We start from the raw sequence: 21040 nt of genomic DNA on the forward strand, positions 1-21040 counted from the left end.
TTCTATGTGACCATTTTGAGCGATTAGCCCCTACTTGCTTAGTAGCTAAGTAGTAACGAAAATTCGTACAAAGTGGCACATTTACTGCTGCTCCGGTATCCGCCCGCCCTGCAATTGCGACCGCATCGACGCGCTCCCCACAAAACAAAAAACGCCTTTCGGCGTCCTTTCACTACTTTCTTCTACTTTCTTCTGGCTCGCACGCGCCCTTTCGACGCTCTATCAAAACAGCCCCACAAAGTGGGGCTCCGCTTCGAAGCTTAAAACGCCTTTCGGCGATTTACGGGCAGCGCCGGGTTTCTTGCCCGGCTGCGATGACAGCAGACGATGCGCTGCAATGGACTGACGCACCATCTGCCCGAGCCGCTTCTTACGTCGGCCTGACGAGTGTAAACGATGTTCCAAGCTTCGCGTAGTCGTTGCCCGCCAGCCGACTGACCAGCTGAAGCCCCGCTGCATCGATGCGGCCGTCCTTATACAGCTCGTCGGCAATGTGGAAGCGGACGACTCTGCCCAGCAGCAGATCGCAAGAAGGAACTCCTTCGTCTCCTCCCAACGGCAGCGCCTGCTCCAGCACACACTCCATTCGTATTCGCGCTTCTGCAATGCCGGGAACGGCAATGCAAGCGCTCGGAACTGCCGTCAGGCCAGCCAACTCCACCTCGCTGACATGAGGCTCTACCGGAGCGGCGGTGGCGTTCATCGCCTCCGCATACCGCTCGTCGGCAATATGAACGACGAATGCCCCAGCCGCTATCGCATTGCGCGCGGTGTCCTTCCGCAGTCCGTTCTTGCGCTGAACGGAGACGGACAAGATAGGCGGAGATGCCGTTACAATATTGAAGAAGCTGAAGGGGGCGGCGTTCAACACCCCTTCCTCCGACAGAGTCGTTACGAGCGCAATGGGACGCGGAATGACGCTGCCGATCAATAGTTTATAGTTTTCTTGGGCGCTCTGTCCCCCGGGATCAATGGAAATCATACCAGCCCGTCTCCCTTCTTGTCCTTCTCGATTACTTGTTACTAAAGCTCTCCTTGAACCATACGGCGGCCGCATTCGCTTCTGTTGCCGTCAGAGAATGTCCCGCCCGCTCCCAATGCATGCGCACCGCCGCTCCGGCGCCCGTCAGCAGCTTCTCCAGCTCTCCGGACTCCTCCGGCGAACAGATGGGGTCGTTCTCCCCCGCCCCGATAAAGCAGCTTATACCGGTCAGATCCGGCAGTACCAAGCCTCTAAGCGGCACCATGGGATGGTGGAGAATAGCTCCGCGAAGCGCTCCGCTGTAATGGAACAGAAGGCTGGCGGCTATGTTCGCGCCATTGGAGTAGCCTACGGCTACGATGTTATCGCGAGCGAAGCCGTATTGGCTCGCTGCGCTGTTCAGGAAGTCGTTCAGTTCCCTCGTTCGCAGCACCAGATCTTCCTCATCGAATACGCCCTCTGCCAGTCGCCGGAAAAATCTCGACATACCGTTCTCTAGCACATTGCCCCTGACGCTTAAGACTGCCGACTCCGGCGAGACGAGCTGTGCCAGCGGCAGCAGATCATGTTCTGTCCCTCCGGTCCCATGCAGCATCAGCAATACTGGCGCTGTGTCACTCGTTCCTTCCCGATAAATATGCTGCATCACTTCATCTCCTCCACTTCCCGAACCTCGAAAGGCGTCAGCAACTGCTCAATCTCTGCGCGGTGCGGCTCATACCAATCCGGAAGCATCAGCTTCTCTCCCAGACGCTCAGGCTCCTCATCTCGGGCAAATCCCGGCGGATCTGTCGCAATCTCGAACAGAATGCCTCCCTCCTCGCGGAAGTAGATGGCATTGAAATATTGCCGGTCCACAACCGGTGTCGGCTGATAGCCGCTGCCGGCCACATGGCTTCTCCAGCGTTCATGCTCCTCGTCATCCTTCGCCCGCCAGGCAATGTGATGGACCGTTCCATAACCGCCCGAGCCAGGCGCTGCAGGAGATACATTCAAGTCGATAACATTGCCCAGCTCGCCATAGGATCTGTATCGCGTGTAGTCCGCGTCCAGGGCAATCTTCGTAAGACCCATCACCTTCTCCAGCAAATCGCCGGTCCGTTCGGGCGCTGTACTGAGCAATATCGCACCGCCGAAGCCCTTGATTGCCTTATCCGCCGGCACACCGCCGAAGCTCCACTCGCTGCTTGGCCCTTCCTCCCGCGCAACAAGCTCCACTCGCAATCCGTCGGGGTCTGCCAGCTGCAAGTACCGCTCGCCGAAGCGTTCCGCTTCTTCTGTCTCCAGACCGAAAGCTTGCAGCCGCTCGCGCCAGTAGTCAAGTGTGCCTGCCGGCACCACATAGCTCGTCACGCCGACTTGGCCGCCGCCGATCCGGCCTTTGCGTGATTGCTCCCACGGAAAGAACGTAATGATCGTTCCCGGGCTGCCCGCCTGATCTCCGAAGTACAGATGATACACCTCCGGCGCATCGAAGTTAATCGTCTTTTTCACCAGTCTGAGCCCCAGTATGCCTGCATAAAAATCTGTTGTTGCCTGCGGATTGCGCACGAACGCTGTAATATGATGAATGCCTGCCGTTTGTAAACTCATCGCTCATTCTCCTTTATATTTCAATTTGTTTTTTCTTAAAATTAAGATATATGATCGTTGGAAAGCAGTCTCGAAGCGGTCAAGCCGCTACTTGAAAGACTGCTGTGCATACAATCCAAGCTTCTTCATCAGCAGGATGGCTTGCTCCTTCTCTTCCTCCGTCAAACCTGCCGCAGCTTGCTCGATAACCGTAGTATGCGCAGGAAATACATCCTCTATGAACCAAATTCCCAGATCCGTTGCTTCAGCGTAGATTAAGCGGCGATCTTCCTTGCTGGCCCGGCGTCTGACGAAGCCCTTCTTCTCCAACTTATCCACTACATACGTAATATTGCCGCTGCTCATCAGCACTTTGCCGCCTATCTGCTGCAACGGCTGCGGTCCCTTATGATACAACAGCTCCAGCACGCCGAATTCCGTCCGGTTAAGGCCATGCTGGCGAATGTCGCGATCCGCATGGGCAATGAGCCATTGACTGGCCCGCGATAAGGTGATGTACAGCTCAAGTGACAGGTTTTTAACCTCAGCCATTCGCTGCACCTCCATTCCCCTCAATTTGCGATGTCTTAAATTAAAGATATCATGCGCAAAGCTGATTGTCAAGGATACTCCCTGCGTTTAGGTGGAAATTAATTAGTGGCTCTATAACGTTGTTCAAATCGCAGAATTGAAATCGAAAGTGTTAGGTCAATACAATGAGCATATTCCTCTTAAGTTCCAAATAATTGTTATTCCATACTCAATATATACATTATTCTGCAACCAAATGCTTCAAAAAGTTGTTACATATTATGAAGTTCAATCGAAAATCCAGTAATTCGATAAGAGTCATTAAGATGTTATCAGAAATAGGGAAAACCTCTTGACTTTCTAAAATCATCATAATATTCGCGAAGGATACCTTTTCAATCACACTCAATCTGGCATATCCAAACGAATCCACTGTACACCTGCCGGAATGCGCTGCTTTCTCTATGTGATTAGGCTATCCCTCTTGGCGGCCAAAAAGGTCTTGCTAATTGATGTATTTAAATCAATTTATACAAGCATAAATCCTTACAATTCCCAATTAATCTCGCGGACTGTAATTCAAAATAATTAGGAACTAATGTAGTAGATTCTAATTTTTAGTTTAGGACAATCGTACTATATCCTTTTTTTGTTAATATGTAATAATTATACACACATCAAGAATATATTCCTTTAAATATTGTAAAAATAGGTGGTGATAGAGTACAGGGAAAAACTATTTCTTTTTTTAATGTTTAATTTTACTTTTTGAAAAAATACTATACGAGGAGAGTAATACATGAGAAGAAAAATGTTTTCAGTAGCGTTATTAGCAATGGCATTTGGTATTAGTTCTGTTTCTGCCTCAGCCTCAGCCCCAACTGCTGCCACAGAAGAAACTGCATCTGACAATAAAGAATCAAGTGCAGCAATGCAAGTGATACATTTAGAACAACATAGAGCCAATGGAGATACATTCACGATAAAAACTTACAAAAGCAACGATGGTTCGATTTTTTATACTATAGGCGATAGAGTTAAAGATAAGAAGAAAGTCTCTGAGCTGGCAGATTCTATAATTAAAAAAAAGTTAGAATCTAGAGAGAAATTGTTTAATGCTGGAAAACTTAATTATGGTACCTTGTCTGCTGTTGATTCCGGCTGTAATAGCCATGACGATGAAGCAACAGACCCAAATGAGAGCTCCGCTACTAACCGTACATGGGGGACATCTTGCTGGGAGTCAGACAGTACTTGGCCTACACACACTAACTGGAGTTTGGAATTCTCAGGAACACAGAAAGCGTCTTGGTCTGCTGCCGATCCGTTTTATCCAGAGAAAATAGTGCTATCGCAAACTACCTCATATAGTGGTTTTAATATGAGTATAGGAATACCACCTTCATGGGAGAAATCTGGGAAAACAATATCTTGGAAGTCAGCTCCTATTGAAAATGAATGGTTCGTGGTAGTGACAAGACCGAAAAATGAAGTCACTTGGACATCGCCGTTTGCCATTGTAACAGATGCGGATGTTACAGATAGTGCTGATATATATGTTGAAGATGGCCCGGGAGTTCGGATTTATCGCCCGACTTCTGAAATTGACTTCCAATATTGATTGAATAATTTAACAAACTCAAAGTGTGACGTCCAATTGCTTTGAGTTTGTTTTTTTATTCTAAGCCAAATACTACGTTTATTCGATCGTTCAATGGATGTGCGTCGTTTGTAGATGAGCTCCCACTGCTTTGAGTCACTTTTCGTCTTGGGGAACAACTGATGACTAGACTGACAGTGTCGTGCCGTGAAACAGGCTGCAGTCTAAGATACAAAGGCAAGTCGTATTTACTATCATCGGCTGAAATTATGTAGAGACAGTAACCGTTAAAGTAATTCTCTCTGCGCTGCCCCAGCCCGAGTTGCAGTTGGGCTGGGAGTAAATACGAGGATGGTTACAACCGGTTATGTGTTGGGCATGACAATCGCAAGTCGATTTGCTTCTTGTATAGGCAGTGCTGACGATGGGGGTTCCATCACCGGTAGCACTAAGTGCTGACACATCACCAAGCAATCCCAGATTCGCCGACACGCTGAGGATCTGTGACTGGAAGAATCAAACAAGGGATCAGCCGGCAATGCTGTTTTCTTATCCACATGGCGCACTATTCATGTGACGAGACGTTTGACTCTGCCTGGTGTGGCGGTAGGCGCTTTCTCGCCTTTCTTTCCTTTCTTCAGTTTGCTCTTGCGTTTTACGTTGCTTCATCGTTTAAGGTTTTTGTCTACCGCAGACCAAAGACGCTTGAAGAAATCGTAGAAGGTCCCTACATCAGGAAGATCGTCAAAATCAAAGCCGTGAAGAATGGCATAGATAGGGGTTCGCTTCAAGACATTCACCCATTCGTTAATCCCTTCTCAAGATTGGTCATAAGAAACAAGAGAAAGGATCTAAGCATAGAAGCTGGGCCTCGAGGCTCGTGGCCTCGATCTGAATAGGAGTCACGAAGAAACGTTGTGATGGGAGAATCGGTCATCCAAACTTTGCAAGAAGAGGCCAAGTCCTTGTTAAGGATAACAATGCCAGGTCCATACTTGGTACGGAGCTGAGTAAGAACAAAGTTTTGCTAGTCAGCATGTAGCATATGGAACAAAAACAGGTTTCATGAGCAGTACTCCAATCGCGATTAATGGGGTGAAAAACGCACCCTCACAACGTGATTTTGAGGAAATGATCAAATATTCCCAGAATATTTCCCATAATGTAAAAAGGAATTAATTAAAAAAATCCCTCTACAAAGTAGAAGGAAAGCACGAATGGTGGTACAAGAAAAACCTAGTCCCATCTGCCTCGGCGAATGCCGAGAGGCTATTTAATACAAAGGAGTTTAACTAATGCGCAATTTTATATTAGTTGCATTCTTATTTGTACTTATTTTTACTACTGTCAGTTGTTCAAATTCTGGTCCAAAATTGACAGAACAAGAAGTTTATCAATATATTGAAGAGCATAACATCAACAAGGTTGACATCGAAGCAATAGAAGAAACATACGTCGTTCTTTTTAAGGAACAATCCACAGCAGGATACCACTTGCTATACAAAAATAAAGACAACCACATACAAGATCAGATGCTTTTTTCTAGTCGAACTATATCAAACACTCTTCATATTGCAGGTTCATCAACCAGATTGCCATTTGTCACAGTCATTATTAATGATGAGAATATTAAAAAAAAATCAAAAATTGTTGAAGTCAATTTTCAAGATGGCAAGATAGTTAAGAAAGAATTAGTTGGGGACGGTGTTATTATTCCCTACGGGGAAGTTACTAAAGGAAATATTAGCTACTCAAACATCATTGTCTACGACGAAGAGGAGAATGTTATATATTCACTTAGAGGAGAATAGATGTATCACGTTCAGTGGTCACCCAAATTATTAATCGAAATAACTGTGGGAATTTTGGAGACCTCATCTTTTCCCATCGCCCGCCATATCCTTTTATTGGATATATCAGTTGGCTTCACCAATACCATTAATTTCTTTCATTACGGAGTATTAGCTGCAAGCTTAATATTGGCTGCAATGCAGACGCCCCTCACAAATTTCTCCAGTTATTATGGTGCCCTTTCTAATTCAGGAGCTTCAGTACACCAAACTCTGTTCGGTTAAAGCCACGCCGAGATGTATATCGTGATCGGCATGAGGGATTGATCGACTGACTCACTCTGGACAGAGTAATATATATATCCAATGAGGGGTATCTCAAACCATTTCGGCACTCTAGTTACTTCAAACTATACCATTTTAATTCAATGATCATTTATGCTAATTTAACCGCTGGCAGTTGTTTAATTTTAAGCAGCTGCCAGCGGGTTGTTTCACATCAAATCCAAACGACTATTCCATATGCTCCATAAGAGCTGCAATTGCCTGTGCTGCCAACTCTCGAGTAGCGGCTTTATCCGGGGCAAATAATAGTGCTTCTCCGTCTTCCTCCATTATGCCGCCCACAATGCCCGCCAACTGTAGAACGGACACGGATTGCTTCGCATACTCAGAGATCGCGGCTTCATCGCCATAACCCACCGCTTCTTCCAACTTAGGCAACTCCACTTGCAACACATCCGCGAAGCGCTTCAGCATGACGGCCATATCCTCTCGGGTGATGGAGGCATCCGGATTGAAGCGGTCGCCGCCGACCCCTTTCACAATACCCGTCTCGGCTCCCCACTCCGCCGCGCTTCCGTAATACGAATAAGCGTCCACATCGGCAAATCGGAATGTAGTGTAGCGTGTCAAGTCTGCAGATGCGGCTCGGGATAGAATCGCGACAAATTCCGCTCTCGTCACATGGCCCTGAGGCTCGAAGCGTCCGTCCTCGGCACCATTCACAATCCCCTTCTTCGCAAGCATCATAATCGCTTCTTTCGCGTCGCTGTCAGCAATATCCGTGAACTCGCTGACCGCCGTCGCTCCGCTCTCTCTCACTTCATATACGCCAATCTTGCCGCCCACCTCATAGGCGACGAGAAGCAGCGGATGGCCTGTCGGGCTGTCTTCGGCAGTAATGAACGACAAGCCTTCCGGCCCTGTGTCGGTATCCAGAATGACCTCTCCCGCTTCATCCGCGAATTCGCGCGAATTGGCGTAGCTTGCGAACCTCGGCTCCACCGGATTCGTCACGTCATACATCATCACGCCGCCGATCCGTTCCAGACCGATGAATGCGAATGTTCTGCCGTCAATCTCTCCGGTCACGATATCTTCCGGCTCCGGCCCCTTCTTCTCACTCCGGTTGTCCAGGCTTGCCTTGGAATTGCTTGTATTGAAGAAGTCCGGTATACGCTCCGCCGTAATCCGCTCGAACTGGCTGCCGCTGTCATAGACCTGCTCCATCGTATCCGCGTCCCATATGGAGAAGGAACGGCCGCCATACATATAGATGCCGTCGTTGCCCATATCGGAGGCCACCTCTACACCATCGAAGTCCGTCGTAGCCTGCAGCTGCTTATACAACGCCGACTCGGGGTCCAGCTTGCCCTTCATGTCTTCTACCGAGCTCTCGTTCGTCCGATCCGGCCAGCCGGTCGCATCTCCTTCGTTCGCTGTCAGCAGATAAGTGTGCCCGCCCGCCGTATACGAGGCAATCCCGTCCGGCATATACATGCCGTGGAACGGCACATTCTGGAATGCGATCTCATCGTTCTTCCGAATATCCAGAACGTTGTCCGGCTTGCTGTAATCCTTCAGGCCGAGAGACTTCACGGCCGTCACCTTCTTATCTTGTATGTCGACAATAGCTACAGCATTGTTCTCCTGCAGGGTAACGTACGCAGTCAGACGGCCTTCATCGATCGTGATGTATTCGGGCTCCAGATCGAACTCGGCCAGATCCTTGCTTCCCGGCTCCGTCATGACGCCATTCGCATTGCTGCCGCCGCGGATATGAACGTCATCGGCAATAACAGAGCTATCGTCGAAGTATACGTGAGTAACCGTATCCTCTTCCGTGTCGATTACCGTTACGCTGCCGCGCGGATCTTCTCCCTCCTTGCCCGAGCGCGGCTCCGCTTCATTGGCAGTCAGCACATACTTGCCGTCCGCTGTAGTTGTAACCATGTCGGGCTGAACGCCTGCCTCGTACACCTTCACAAGCTTGCCGTCATAGTCAAGTGCCAGTACTTTTCCCTGCTTTATAGGGTCGGCCTCCTGCACGGCTATGTACACCATATCCGACTCTGTGTTCACTGCGACGCTCGTCAAGTCGCCGAAGCGGAAGCCGTCCGTCTCCGCCAGCTCCTGAACAAGCACCGTGCTCAGCTTCTTGAGTTCGCCATCAGCCTCTCCCAGCGCAATGATATCCAGAGACGGCGGATTTCCGGAGCCGTTAACCAAATAAATACGGCCGTTCTCTTTATTGTATTTGACGATTTCCGCGATGCCGCCGTCCTCGCTGTGCATGCCTGTCGAATAATGGGCAATCTTGTTCAGCCGATAGCTGTCCCGGAATACGCCCTTCCCGTCATCCCCTTGCCCGAATGCCGCCGTTCCACCCCATATAGCGCCAAATACAAGAGACGAAGCCATCAAGCCAGTCCATTTTCTATATCTGTTCAACCCATCCACTCCTTTTTTGGAATGAACCCATTTTAGTGGAAATTTGTCATCCAAATGTTAATTTAGCTATTAAGCTATTGTAAATGCGGGAGCGACTTGACGAATGGCTCAAATATCGGTATGCTATTGAACAATTCAATCTATATGTTATAGCTATGAAGGGAAAGAGTAGCTTACGAGCGAATGCTTGCAGCGAGCCGGCGAATGGTGCAAGGTCCGGCGCATGCGCTTTAAGTGAATGGGTCTCTTCGCTTCAGACCGAACCCCGATCGGGCAGTAGGCTCTGACGGCAGCTCCCGCCGTTATCTTCGGGAGGCATGAATGAAAGTATGCAACAGAAGCGAGATCGCTAGCCCCTGCTTGCTCCGTTCATGACAGAGCGCGGCCTGTTATGGCCGAATTCGGGTGGTATCGCGGAGTAACAGCTTCGTCCCTAGATGTATCAGGGGCGGGGCTTTTTTTATGTTAACCTAAATGAAATGAGGAATGACCTATGGTAAAACGTATCCTTTCCGGCATCAAACCGAGCGGCGAGCTGAATATCGGCGGATATGCCGGCGCTCTCCGCCAATTCGTGCAAATGGAGAAGGACTATCAATGCTTCTTCTTCGTGCCCGATCTGCACGCCATCACTGTCTACCAAGATCCCAAGGAGCTGCGCGAGAGATCGCGGCAAATCGCAGCTCTGTACATCGCGGCGGGCATCGATCCCGAGAAGAGCACAATCTTTATGCAATCCCATGTGCCCGCGCACGCAGAGCTCGGCTGGCTAATGGAGACGCAAGCGCACTTCGGCGAGCTGAGTCGCATGACGCAATTCAAGGAGAAGTCGGGCGGTCAGGATTCCGTAAGCTCCTCCCTGTTCACCTATCCGGCGCTGATGGCGGCGGACATCCTCATCTATCGTGCATCGCATGTGCCAGTCGGTGACGATCAGAAGCAGCATCTGGAGCTGACGCGCGATCTGGCGACCCGCTTCAACAACAAGTACAAGAAAACGTTCGTCGTCCCGGAGCCCGTCATTCAGGAGCAAGGCTCGCGCATTATGGGACTGGACGATCCTTCCAGCAAGATGAGCAAGAGCAATCCGAACAAGAGCAGCTACATTCTGTTGCTGGATAAGCCGGCCGACATCCGCAAGAAGTTCGCCAGAGCGGTGACAGATTCCGACATGAACGTCCGTTACGACTGGGATGCCAAGCCTGCCGTCAGCAATCTGCTGGAGATCTACTCCGTCTTCTCCGAGGAGCCGATTCCCGTCATTGAGAAGAGATACGAGGGACAAGGTTACGGCGCGTTCAAGAAGGAGCTGGCGGAGGTCGTCATCGCCAAGCTGGAGCCGATTCAGCAGCGCTATGAGGAGATTGTCCATTCCGAGGAGCTGGACCGCATCTTGAAGGACGGAGCGCGCCGCGCTGCGGAAGTGGCGAACAAGACGTTGAACGATGCGAAGAAAGCGATGGGACTGCTCACATTCGAATAGCGGCATCATCATTGGTGGGGAGGTAAGGCATGAATTCACAAGAGCATGCAAGATCGAGACGCCAAATTATTTATGAAATGATCATGTTCCTGCTGGCGCTTATGTCCGTCTCGTTCATCTGGATTGAAGATGCGGGCACAGTGGGAATGTGGGTTGACCGAGCGGTCTGGTTCATCTTCGCGGCCGACTACTTCACCCGGCTGTTCCGATCGGACATGAAGTGGAGTTATATTAAAAGGCACCCGTTCGAGCTGATCGCGATCATTCCGCTGGATGAGTTATTCCGCTTCGCAAGGCTGGCCAGACTGTTCCGCCTCATTCGGGGAGTGCTGATCGTCTCGCATTATTCCAAGACGTTCTTCCTCATCTTGCGGACGAACGGGATGGAGAAGGTGCTGGCCTTCGCCGTCGGCTTAATCTTCGTCGCTTCCATACCCATCTATATGATTGAGCCGACGATTGACAATTACCATGATGCGTTATGGTGGTCGATTGTGACGGCGACTACAGTGGGATATGGAGACTTGTCTCCCGAGACGGCGCTTGGACGGGTGATTGCCGTCATTCTGATGCTGTTCGGTATCGGCTTGATCGGTATGGTAACAGCGTCCATCGCCACGTACTTCATCGGTCAGGACAAGGAGAAGGAAGAGAATTCGGAGTATAATTTCGTGAAAGCGAAGCTGGAGGAATATCCGGGCTGGTCGGATGCCGATTACGAGCTGTTGACGAGTGCGCTCGCCAAGATGAAAGCAGATGCCGACGCCAAGGCGGCGGATGCGAAGAGGACCGACATGGCGGCTGTGAAGACAGCCGATGGCGCGAAGCAATCGCCGGCAGGCCATTCGGCAGCCTCTAGGCACAATTCGCCTCCTCCGTCCGCCTGATCACCGTCGGCAGCATAAGCCGGACGCACTGCGGCAAGCGCCTTAACGACAGAACGGCACCGGATTCGGTGCCGTTCCCTTCTTTTATTCTGCAGCTCAGCCTCAGTTGATATCGTAATAACCGTCCTTCTTATGGAATTTATAAGTGTATTGGGCAGCTTCATCTTCGGGCTTGAAATAGTAGTAGTCAATATCTTCGCCGGTATAATCTACGTCTTCCCCAATACGGTCCATTATCGAAGTAACCTCTTCCAGCGTAAAGGCGTACAGTAGCGGCTCCTCTTCCACCGAATCGATTCTCCATGCTTCGTTCTCATCGCAGTACAGAAGTCCGTAGGTCACGAGCTTGGCCCCATCGAAGACATGATAGTCTCCGTTAATTTTAAATGTTGCAGAAGCCCTCTCCTTTGACTGCCGCTCAATTCGAAAGCTGGGCTGGAACATTGCCCATGTGTACACCAATCCCGCCGGCTCCATGATCCAGCCGGGATACTTATCGTACACATGCTCCCACATGCCCAGCATATCCTCCGTCATATAACGCAGCAGCTCCGGCTTCAACTCGCCGAAGTCGGCTGCCTCGCCTCCCAGCGCCTTCGTCTCCGCCTCCGCGATTAGTGCTTGCAGGATGTCCTCCTCCAATTCGCGCAGTGTATTCAGAAACGTCTCTTCCTCGCCTGTGGTGGGCCGGAGCGCTCCGCGTTCCCGTTGCACGCGTTCCCGCTGCATCCGATCCAGCAGAAATTGCTCTTGCTTCAGCTGAAGCTCCGCAACATGCGCTTGCATCTGCCCCCGTTCCTGTACAAGCAGCTTCGCAGCTTCGCCTTCGCTGTCCCCCGCTTGCGGAGATGACGAATGATTTGCCGCTCCCCGAGTGCCGTCCTCCGAACCGCTCACTATAGACGATACACTCCGGGCTGAATGCTCCTCATTCCGCTCAGCGCCACAGCCCGTCATGAAGATAAGCATTGCGCCAATGAACAACAATGTCGTGCTTCGCTTCAATTGACCGCCCCCTTGATAGATAGCCATCGTTTCTGTCAGATCTTAGCTATAAGTTTGGACGCTTGAAGACGGCAAGAAGTTGCTATTTTTATGATTTTTATCCAATTGGACAAGCTATTGATCCAACGGCTTATGGGCAACTGTTCGCTCCAAATAACGAATGAGCTCTTCCGCAGACTCTTGGCCCTCTTCGTGGAACAGGGAAAATAGAAAAGTGATTCCTGATGCAAGCAATGTACACAATCCCGCCCCGAAAGCGGCTATACCGATTGGCAGCGGCCCGATTCCCTGAGATGCGGTCAACGCAATTATAATAAATGACAAGGTGAACAACACCAGCAAGGAGAACGGATCGGTAAGCCCGCGAAAAACAATAAAAGAAACGAAATGCTCGCCGTTCCTTCTGCGAATTCGCCCGACCGCTTTCGTAAAGATATTGCGCCGCTCTGACATATCGCCCGATTTGTAGCATACGCTGAAGCAGCCGAAATGGCACCAGCCGGAAAAGCCCTCTTGCCATGGCAGCGTGAATCTGTCCAGGTTTTCTTTCGTGAACGTTCGAAATTGCTTGGCTGACACATCGGATTTATACCGTCTGACCATCGCTCCATCCCCCATTCTCCCGTCACTTGATTCATCATCGTTATGTACGTCTGCAGAGTCAATATGTTTCGACAGAGGATACGGTCGACTGAGGCGGGCAGAGAAAAGAGCGCCCCATAGGACGCTCCCCGCTTGCTTCTTGCTTGCTATACGCTTTGTACTTGCGCTTACTTGTTCGCATCGGCGTAAACCGCCATAGCATCGCGCATAAATTGTGCCAGACCTTCTCCGAAGCCGTCGATCGTCTTCGTAAAGCGCTCATCATCGACATACATTTGCCCAAGACCCTTGAACGCATCCAACGAATAGCTGCCCATCTTGTTCAGCATCCGATACCATTCGCCGATAGCCGACTGGGCTTCCCCCGAAGCAGGGTCCTCGCCGCGCACTGCAGCCAGCTTCCGGTATAGCTCGTTCATCTCCTCCTGGAACTGCTCCATGCCGCCGCTTTGCTTAAGCTGATTCAGCTTCTTATTGGACGCGTCAACAGCCTCATCCCCCCAGCGCTCGCGCGCTTCCTGCTCATACGGGTTCTTGCCGAAGTCAAAGCCTGCGAACTTGTCTTTTGATGACATCTCCATTTCTCCTTTCGCATGTGAAATCGTCTTTCGTACCGTCTCCAGCAGCTGCTCCAGCCTTCGCCGCTTATCCAGCAGCATTTGCTCATGCAGCCGCAGCGCCTCCAGCCGGTCGAACGCAGGATCGGTTACAATTTCTTTTATTTGCTTCAAGGGAAAGCCAAGCTCTTTGAAAAACAAAATTTGCTGCAGCATGGCCAAATTCTGCTCGGAATAAATGCGGTATCCGGCCTCGGTCGTCTCATCAGGAATAAGCAGCCCGATTTCATCATAATGATGCAATGTGCGCACACTGATTCCGACCAGTTCCGCCACTTCTTTCACCCTCATGCCGCTTTCGCCTCCCTCATGCTTTACTTTAGAGTATCACGTTACGTGAGAGTCAATCCCTTTCTCAAAAAATATAGGGCGATTGGCATCTTCCTCCACAACTCTACTAAAAATCTGCTTTTACCCTGCTTGAAATACCCAATCCGATAGCTTTGATTATTTATACTATAATACTAGATCGGAAACTTTGAATAATGGAGGGATTCAATTGACCATCCCGAAGCAAGTGCGCAAAATGCTGGATTCAAAAGAAGTGGAGCAGATCATCGTTAAATATGAAGACGGTCAAACGGCTACGTATGACTGGAATGGCGACGAGGGCAGTCTGGATGGCATCGAATGGGACGAGGTGGAGCAGGTAGAGTTCATCATTGCGGAGTATGAAGATGATGATGACGATGATGATGACGACGATGATGACGACGATGATGACGATGATGATGACGACGATGACGACGATGATGACGATGATGACGACGATGACGACGATGATGACGACGATGATGACGACGATGACGACGATGACGACGATGATGACGACGATGACGACGATGATGACGACGATGATGACGACGATGACGACGATGATGACGACGATGACGACGATGATGACGACGATGACGACGATGATGACGACGATGACCAGTAGAATGTGAATGGCAAGCTCATAATTGCCCCCGATACTATTGCATCAGGGGGCAATTATGACTCGCTTTAGCGGCCTTCGTTGATCGCTTTGATGCTCTCCAGAGGAATCTTCGGCACTCGATCATAGGTTAGAAGCCCGTTGATTTCCTGCTCTACATCCGTCAATTGCGTATAGCAATAGCCCTGCACCATTGTCGACTTCTGAAGCGGCGCAATGACTGCCCGAAGCCGCGCTTCGTAGTCTTCATCCGTCTCCGCGCCGGAGTAGCCCCAGCCTTCCCAGTCGCTCTTGCGGTAGGCAATGCCGCCGAACTCGGTAACCAGGATCGGTTGGCCCGCGTAAGGGTACCCCTCCACATTCAGATGGCGGCCGGCCGGCATGAAGGCCAGCGCCTTCTTCAAGTCCGCATATCGTTCCTCCAGCACTTCTCCCCGCCATTCGTAATCATGAATCGTATACAGATCGGTCGTCACCATCTCCCAGCCGTCGTTACTGACAACAGGCCTGGTAGAGTCCAGCGATTTCGTTAAATGATACATGGCCAGCGCGTGCCGCTGCTGCGATTCGTTCACCTTGATGTCAGGTACGCCCCAGCTCTCATTAATCGGAACCCACGCCACGATGCAGGGATGGTTGTAATCCCGTTCCATCGCTTCCTGCCACTCCGCTGTGAATCTTCGCACATAATCGGGCGAGTAGTCGAACGCATTCGCCGCCTCGCTCCAGACAAGCAGCCCCAGCCGATCGCACCAGTACAGGAAGCGGGGGTCTTCCAGCTTCTGATGCTTGCGGACGCCATTGAAGCCCATCGCCTTCACAAGCTCGACATCCCGGCGTATCGCTTCATCGTCGGGCGGCGTCAGGTTGCCGTCGGGGAAGTAGCCCTGATCCAGCACCAGCTTCTGCGTATAAGGGCGATTGTTCAAGCAAAGCTTGCCGTTCTGGACCGCTATTTTACGCATGCCGAAGTAGCTGTTCACTACATCTATTATCTGGTCTTCGCGCAGCAGCGTAATCGTTACATCGTACAAGTCCGGATGCTCCGGCGACCAGAGATGCCACGTGCCGAATTCGTCCTCCGTATCGACGACCGCCGTAATCCGACGGTGAGTGCTGTGCAACTCGTAGACGGCTTTCCTGATCAGCTTCTTCCTGAAGCGGATCTCCACCTGCAGCTGATGCGCTTCCTCCGACCCGACAGTTCTTCCTTCCAGTTGAATCTCCATCTCCACTTGCCGCTTGTCGATATCCGGCGTCATTCGCGCCTTCTCCAGATACGTGACGGGTACAGCTTCCATCCATACCGTCTGCCATATGCCCGTCGTCCGTGTATAGAAGCAGCCCTCCGACTCCCTCTTCCAGTACTGCTTGCCACGCGGTATGGTCAAGTCTCGGCTATTGTCCGCAGCACGCACCACGACGATGTTGCCCTCATCCAGCAATGCATCCGTCACGTCTCCATGGAACGGAGTATGACCGCCTTCGTGGGAGGCGACAAGCACCCCGTTCACCCACACATCAGCCCGATAATCAACTGCCCCGAAATGCAGCAGCACGCGCTTCCCCCGATATTGCGCCGGAATGTCAATCGCTCTCCGGTACCATACTATATCGTGGAAGTCATTATTCCCGATTCCGCTCAGCTTGCTCTGGAAGGCGAATGGTACTTGAATGGTGCCCGGCAAGCTTACACTTCCGCTATACCAGCGCTCATTCAACCCCTTGTCTTCGTCGTCGAAAGCAAATTCCCATTCCCCGTTCAAGTTCAGCCATTCACTCCGCTGCCACTGAGGTCTCGGATAATGATGGCGAGGCCGTTCGCTCATTTTTACCATCCTCTCAATAGTTTCTCATTAAGTTAATAAAATAACTGATAAAGAATATATTCGATTACATTATTACCCCGCAATTTCTTTATGTCAACAAAAAGTTGATTAATTAACCTCTATGTAATATATTCACTAGTAGAGGTGAATCTCATTGCTAATTGATGTACATTCGAGAAATATGCATATCCTCTCTTGCTTCTCATCCGAGACAAGAGTGAACATAATTGAGCTGCTGGGAAGAGGACAATGGAGCATCGGCGAGCTGGCCAAAGAGCTCGACATGTCATCGGCCATCATAACCAAGCATATACAAATTCTGGAGGAGGCGGGCATTGTAGCGACTGACAGCGTCTCCGGAACGCGGGGGCGGAGAAAGCTGTGCAAGCTCGTCCATAACAGCATCACCCTGTTGCTGCATCAAGAGTCCGTGCAAGAAGAGAAGAACGCCTACTCGGTCTCCATCCCTGTCGGGCAATACGCCGGCCATGCGGTCAAGCCCACCTGCGGTCTGGCTTCGGGGAAAGGAATTATCGGCATGGTCGACGATCCGCGCTACTTCACAAGTCCGGACCATGTGCATGCATCGCATGTCTGGTTGTCCAGCGGCTATCTGGAGTATGTCATTCCCAATTACCTGGTGGGCAAGCAGCGTGTGAGGCGGCTGACTATCTCTCTCGAGATCGGCTCGGAAGCACCCGGGTATAACGACAACTGGCCTTCGGACTTGTCGTTCCATCTGAACGGCAAGCCGATCGGCCAGTGGACGTGTCCCGGCGACTTCGGCAGCTCGAGGGGCGTACTCACCCCTTCCTGGTGGAGCATGGGGTCGCAGCATGGCTTGCTGAAGACGCTGTCGGTCAGCGCTGAAGGGACTTATATGGACGGCATCCGGATATCCGCCACAACGCCGTCTGAGCTCGCTATCGCCGCAGGACAGCCGTTCTATCTTCGCATTGCCTGCCCGGAAGATGCCGTCCACGCCGGAGGACTATGCCTGTTCGGCAGAGGCTTCGGCAACTACGAGCAGGACATTGAGATAACCGTTCATTACGAATAGATGGTGTGAGGTGTGTGGGCTGAAGCTAACCCCATACTTCTAAAATATTGCTCGCCACATGGTTCCATGTGAACCCATCTTCCACCATCTTGCGTCCGTGCAACCCCATCTGGCGCGACTGGCCGATATTAGTCAGCATGTCGTTCAGATGATTGGCGTATTCCAGAGGGTCTTCCGGGTTCTGCACAATTACGCCGTTGTTGCCGCGAATTATTTCCGGATTGCCGCCTCTGGCCGTCGTAATAAGCGGCAGTCCCGCCGCCATCGCTTCGTAATGCACGCGGGCAAGAGGCTCATTCCAGATCGAGGTGCAGACGAACACATCCGCCGCGCAGAACCACTTGTGGACATCATGGGCCTGCACATAACCGGTGGTCAGGACGGGGACCGGCGACTTCTCCGCCATCGCCCGCAAGTAGGCGATGTAATCGCTTATCCGGTCGTCGCTGAACCAGGCCGCACCGACAATAACGAGCACCGCATCGGAATGCTTCAGGGCGGACATCGCCCGCACCAGCACATGCGGTCCCTTATTCCTGGATAGGCGGCCGACGAACAGGATGATTTTCTTATTGCCAAGCTTGTGCTGCGAGCGGATGGCATCGCGGTCTCGCTGCGCAGAAGCGGACTGCTTCCACGGTGCGAACTTCGCCAGATCGACACCGGAGTAGATCGTCCGAATCTTCCCTTCCGCTTCGGGGTAATCTTGACAGATTGCCGTCCCGATATAGTTGCTGATCGTGACGATCGTCTCCACGCGCTGTACGACTGCAGTCCCTTCCTCGCGGCTCAGCTTCTGCTTGTTGAACATGTCGTTGTGCATGCTGAGTACGATCCGGACATCTTCCGGCATAACCGAGGATACGGGAAGCACCAGCTTCGGCCTGTTGAAGATATGAACCACATCGTATTTCTCGTTGCTTTGGGCCAGATAATCGACGATATGATGCATATAAATTTCGAATATGCCTTCGGAAGGGAATCGCACATAACGTACGCCATCCTTCGTCTCCTGATCCGGCAATTCCGGATCTGTCCGGCTAATGATCGTAATGGAATGATGCCTGCTAATAATGGGGATTACGCCGCCGATATACGTCTGGATCGCGCCTCCGCGGATATTCGGGACAGGCAGCTTCTCTGTGCATATCATCAATATATTCATAGCGCCACCTCCCCTGTCGTCCGTTTCGTTCGAAAGGCGGAGATATAGCCTTTCCCGCTATGGCTTCTCATAGCACGTTGAACCGATTTGCGAAGAAGCGGCTTTGACTGCTTCTTGCGCGCCGCAGGTCTCGATCGGTAGATGGAACCCGGCGAGCGATTATCCTGCGACCGCTTGCGGGACATGGGTTGCGGAGATGCTTGCGCCCCTGTGGGCGATGCCTGATTGCGCTTTTCACTGACAGGCTTCCGGTTTGGCGATTCCGTTTTGCGGCCGCTTTTTTTCTCAGGCTTGGCAATGATCCGCACAGCTTCGACAGTTTCCTTTTTAGCCTTCTTGGCACGCTTCACTTCTTTGGCCTGCTTCGCTTCTTTGGCTTGCTTCACTTCTTTGGCTTGCTTCACTTCTTTGGCTTGTTTCCCCTCCTTGGCTCGCTTTCCTTCCATGCCCTTTTTCATTTTTTCTTCTCGTTTCCCTTCTCTATCCGCACTTTCTTTCATCTCTTGCTTTTCTGCCTTGTCGGTTACTTCTCTCTTTAGCTTTTTGAGCTTTTTTACTTTTTTCACTTTCTTGACTTGCTTCGTTTTCTTATCCTGCTTCTCGTCTCCGCTCTTCTCCTGATTCTCGGAATCGGCATGATCTGTCGGCATAGCCGGTGCCAGTTCCTTTCCATCCGGAGGCGCAGCTCCGTCCGCTTGCCTGCTGTAATCTCGGTAAGCATACGGCAGACTTGGCGGAGTCTCCTCTTCGCTGTAATCGCCCGACGGATAATTGGCCATATCTTTCTCCAGCTCTCTCAGCACTTCCCACTTGTTCGCTTCCGTCGCTACTACGCGATCCAGAATCGCATCCAGCTCAGTATTCATGAACAGGACAGGCTCGAAGACAACCTCCTTCGTATGCTTGTAGAATTCATTGGGGAACGCCATATCAATCCATAGCAGCTCGAAGGTCTCGCGATCCAGCGGATTGGCCTTGTGGTAAGCTTCGATTACTCCGCGAATCCAGGCCAAATCCCATGCTCCCATATCATCCATCGTACTCGTAATAATCTTTCTCAGATCCCGTATAGGCAGATCGTAGGCGACTCCGTCCAAGTCAATAACCCAGATGCCGCCGGGTCCCATCTGGCCGTTTGACCACCCGTAATCCTGATGGGCCAGGCCCCAATGCGCTTCTCCTTTGCCTATCATTTTTTTATAGGCCGAATTTTGAAATCTCGCATATATCGTCTTCGCTTGTTCCTCGAACATGTCGACAACGGACAGCAGATGCGAGCTTGCCGTCGTCTCCGGATACGCCTTGGCGATATGGCGGAACCAGCCGATCTTCGCCATGATCTTCTGGTACTGGCTATCCCACTTGAAAATACGGGAAGACCTTCCCGCCTTCGAAGGCGGAATGTACCCCTTCGTCCATTGGTGGAATTCGCCAAGCCCGTGGCATAGCGTCATCGCACCTTCCAGATCAATCTTGGCTACGGGAGCCAGCGTATCGATCCAGTCCGTCACAATCCACAGCTTCCCGCCGGCTACCAGGGAATTGCTGCCGTCCTTCGTCGGAATAAGAGCCGGCACCCTTGCTCCCTGCTTCACTACATATTCCTGCGCCCCTACGCTGAACAAGCTTCGCTGCGGCGTACGGTGCAGTACCTTCAGACTTCGCGGTCCATGATTCGTCTCAATTCGCCAGATTGCCCCGCCTTTATCCGGCTTGGAAGTAATCAGAGTCATTGCGCTTACGCTCATATCATAAGAGCGGCATACTTCCTTCGCCATTTGCTCCAGCTCCGGCGGTACGTACTGTTCCAAATTCATGCCCCGCGACTCTTCCTCCAGCATGTTGTCCCAGGGCACAATCCGATACTCTTCCATGAAGCTGCCTCCAATCTTGTATAGCTATCTATATCAAGTGCGGTTCTATTATGTATATGACTCCTGTAACAAGATGGTATGTATATTAGTGGAGATGGCAACAGATAGGCAAATTTAGTAGGTTAACAGCCCGTTAGTCAAGGATCGGAGGGAGGGCGAGCAGCGACGACCTTTGTATGAAATTTCATACAAACCGGCAGTATTCGGCGGCACATCAGCGGCTTTTGTACGAAATTTCATACAAACCGGCAGTATTCGGCGACACATCAGCGGCTTTTGTACGAAATTTCATACAAACCGGCAGTATTCGGCGGCACATCAGCGGCTTTTGTACGAAATTTCATACAAACCGGCAGTATTCGGCGGCACTTC

At 51.2% G+C, this 21040-nt stretch carries 18 protein-coding genes; 7 read left to right on the forward strand and 11 right to left on the reverse strand.

What is annotated here, in order from left to right; genetic code table 11:
- Positions 1–370: 370 nt before the first annotated feature.
- The 4 genes from M6D81_RS30415 to M6D81_RS30430 form a co-directional block, all read right to left on the reverse strand.
- Positions 371–982, reverse strand: coding sequence for a flavin reductase family protein (locus tag M6D81_RS30415; protein ID WP_262681301.1), 612 nt, complete (start codon positions 980–982; stop codon positions 371–373).
- A gap of 31 nt (positions 983–1013) precedes the next feature.
- Complete coding sequence (locus M6D81_RS30420) at positions 1014–1628, reverse strand: alpha/beta hydrolase (RefSeq protein ID WP_262681317.1); 615 nt, start codon at positions 1626–1628, stop codon at positions 1014–1016.
- Positions 1628–2575, reverse strand: a complete 948-nt coding sequence (locus M6D81_RS30425; protein ID WP_262681302.1) for a ring-cleaving dioxygenase — start codon at positions 2573–2575, stop codon at positions 1628–1630. Before M6D81_RS30425 ends, M6D81_RS30420 begins: the two co-directional genes overlap by 1 nt.
- Before the next feature lie 87 nt (positions 2576–2662).
- A complete protein-coding gene (locus tag M6D81_RS30430; RefSeq protein WP_262681303.1) occupies positions 2663–3106 on the reverse strand; it encodes a MarR family winged helix-turn-helix transcriptional regulator in 444 nt (147 codons plus the stop codon).
- A gap of 778 nt (positions 3107–3884) precedes the next feature.
- Here M6D81_RS30430 and M6D81_RS30435 point away from each other — a divergent pair.
- Together M6D81_RS30435 and M6D81_RS30440 are read left to right on the forward strand one after the other, a co-directional pair.
- Complete coding sequence (locus M6D81_RS30435) at positions 3885–4706, forward strand: hypothetical protein (RefSeq protein WP_262681304.1); 822 nt, start codon at positions 3885–3887, stop codon at positions 4704–4706.
- A 1274-nt stretch (positions 4707–5980) separates the two neighbouring features.
- The gene (locus M6D81_RS30440; RefSeq protein WP_262681305.1) at positions 5981–6496 is read left to right on the forward strand and encodes a hypothetical protein; all 516 of its coding nucleotides are present in this window, start codon (positions 5981–5983) and stop codon (positions 6494–6496) included.
- A 492-nt stretch (positions 6497–6988) separates the two neighbouring features.
- On the opposite strand, the gene M6D81_RS30445 is transcribed toward M6D81_RS30440, so the two are convergent.
- Positions 6989–9208 (reverse strand): choice-of-anchor I family protein, encoded by a 2220-nt coding sequence (locus tag M6D81_RS30445; RefSeq protein WP_262681306.1) that lies wholly within the window; start codon positions 9206–9208, stop codon positions 6989–6991.
- Between the two features lie 493 nt (positions 9209–9701).
- Between M6D81_RS30445 and trpS the strand changes: the two genes are divergently transcribed.
- Complete coding sequence (gene trpS / locus M6D81_RS30450; protein WP_262681307.1) at positions 9702–10691, forward strand: tryptophan--tRNA ligase; 990 nt, start codon at positions 9702–9704, stop codon at positions 10689–10691.
- 29 nt (positions 10692–10720) lie between these two features.
- Positions 10721–11578 carry a potassium channel family protein gene (locus M6D81_RS30455; protein WP_262681308.1) on the forward strand — a complete coding sequence of 286 codons (858 nt, stop codon included), beginning with the start codon at positions 10721–10723 and terminating at the stop codon, positions 11576–11578.
- Positions 11579–11680: 102 nt separating this feature from the next.
- On the opposite strand, the gene M6D81_RS30460 is transcribed toward M6D81_RS30455, so the two are convergent.
- The 3 genes from M6D81_RS30460 to M6D81_RS30470 form a co-directional block, all read right to left on the reverse strand.
- Complete coding sequence (locus M6D81_RS30460) at positions 11681–12583, reverse strand: hypothetical protein (protein ID WP_262681309.1); 903 nt, start codon at positions 12581–12583, stop codon at positions 11681–11683.
- Positions 12584–12697: 114 nt separating this feature from the next.
- Positions 12698–13186: a hypothetical protein gene (locus M6D81_RS30465; RefSeq protein ID WP_262681310.1), complete on the reverse strand. Its 489-nt coding sequence runs from the start codon at positions 13184–13186 to the stop codon at positions 12698–12700.
- A gap of 167 nt (positions 13187–13353) precedes the next feature.
- Positions 13354–14094, reverse strand: a complete 741-nt coding sequence (locus M6D81_RS30470; RefSeq protein ID WP_262681311.1) for a MerR family transcriptional regulator — start codon at positions 14092–14094, stop codon at positions 13354–13356.
- Between the two features lie 208 nt (positions 14095–14302).
- On the opposite strand from M6D81_RS30470, the gene M6D81_RS30475 reads away from it, so the two are divergent.
- A complete protein-coding gene (locus tag M6D81_RS30475) occupies positions 14303–14743 on the forward strand; it encodes a hypothetical protein (protein WP_262681312.1) in 441 nt (146 codons plus the stop codon).
- Positions 14744–14808: 65 nt separating this feature from the next.
- Here the strand turns inward: M6D81_RS30475 and M6D81_RS30480 are convergent, their stop codons facing one another.
- Entirely contained in the window at positions 14809–16569 is a 1761-nt protein-coding gene (locus M6D81_RS30480; protein ID WP_262681313.1) for a glycoside hydrolase family 2 protein, read from the reverse strand.
- 181 nt (positions 16570–16750) lie between these two features.
- Here M6D81_RS30480 and M6D81_RS30485 point away from each other — a divergent pair, with 181 nt between their 5' ends.
- On the forward strand, positions 16751–17629 hold the full coding sequence (locus tag M6D81_RS30485; RefSeq protein ID WP_262681318.1) for an ArsR/SmtB family transcription factor: 879 nt from the start codon (positions 16751–16753) through the stop codon (positions 17627–17629).
- Between the two features lie 25 nt (positions 17630–17654).
- On the opposite strand, the gene M6D81_RS30490 is transcribed toward M6D81_RS30485, so the two are convergent.
- Entirely contained in the window at positions 17655–18794 is a 1140-nt protein-coding gene (locus M6D81_RS30490) for a glycosyltransferase family 4 protein (RefSeq protein WP_262681314.1), read from the reverse strand.
- The gene (locus M6D81_RS30495) at positions 18791–20668 is read right to left on the reverse strand and encodes a CotS family spore coat protein (RefSeq protein WP_262681315.1); all 1878 of its coding nucleotides are present in this window, start codon (positions 20666–20668) and stop codon (positions 18791–18793) included. Before M6D81_RS30495 ends, M6D81_RS30490 begins: the two co-directional genes overlap by 4 nt.
- A gap of 172 nt (positions 20669–20840) precedes the next feature.
- On the opposite strand from M6D81_RS30495, the gene M6D81_RS30500 reads away from it, so the two are divergent.
- On the forward strand, positions 20841–21040 hold a 200-nt coding region (locus tag M6D81_RS30500; protein WP_262681316.1), incomplete at its 3' end, for a hypothetical protein.

This window comes from Paenibacillus sp. J5C2022 (genome assembly GCF_025567625.1).
Taxonomy (GTDB): Bacteria; Bacillota; Bacilli; order Paenibacillales; family Paenibacillaceae; genus Pristimantibacillus.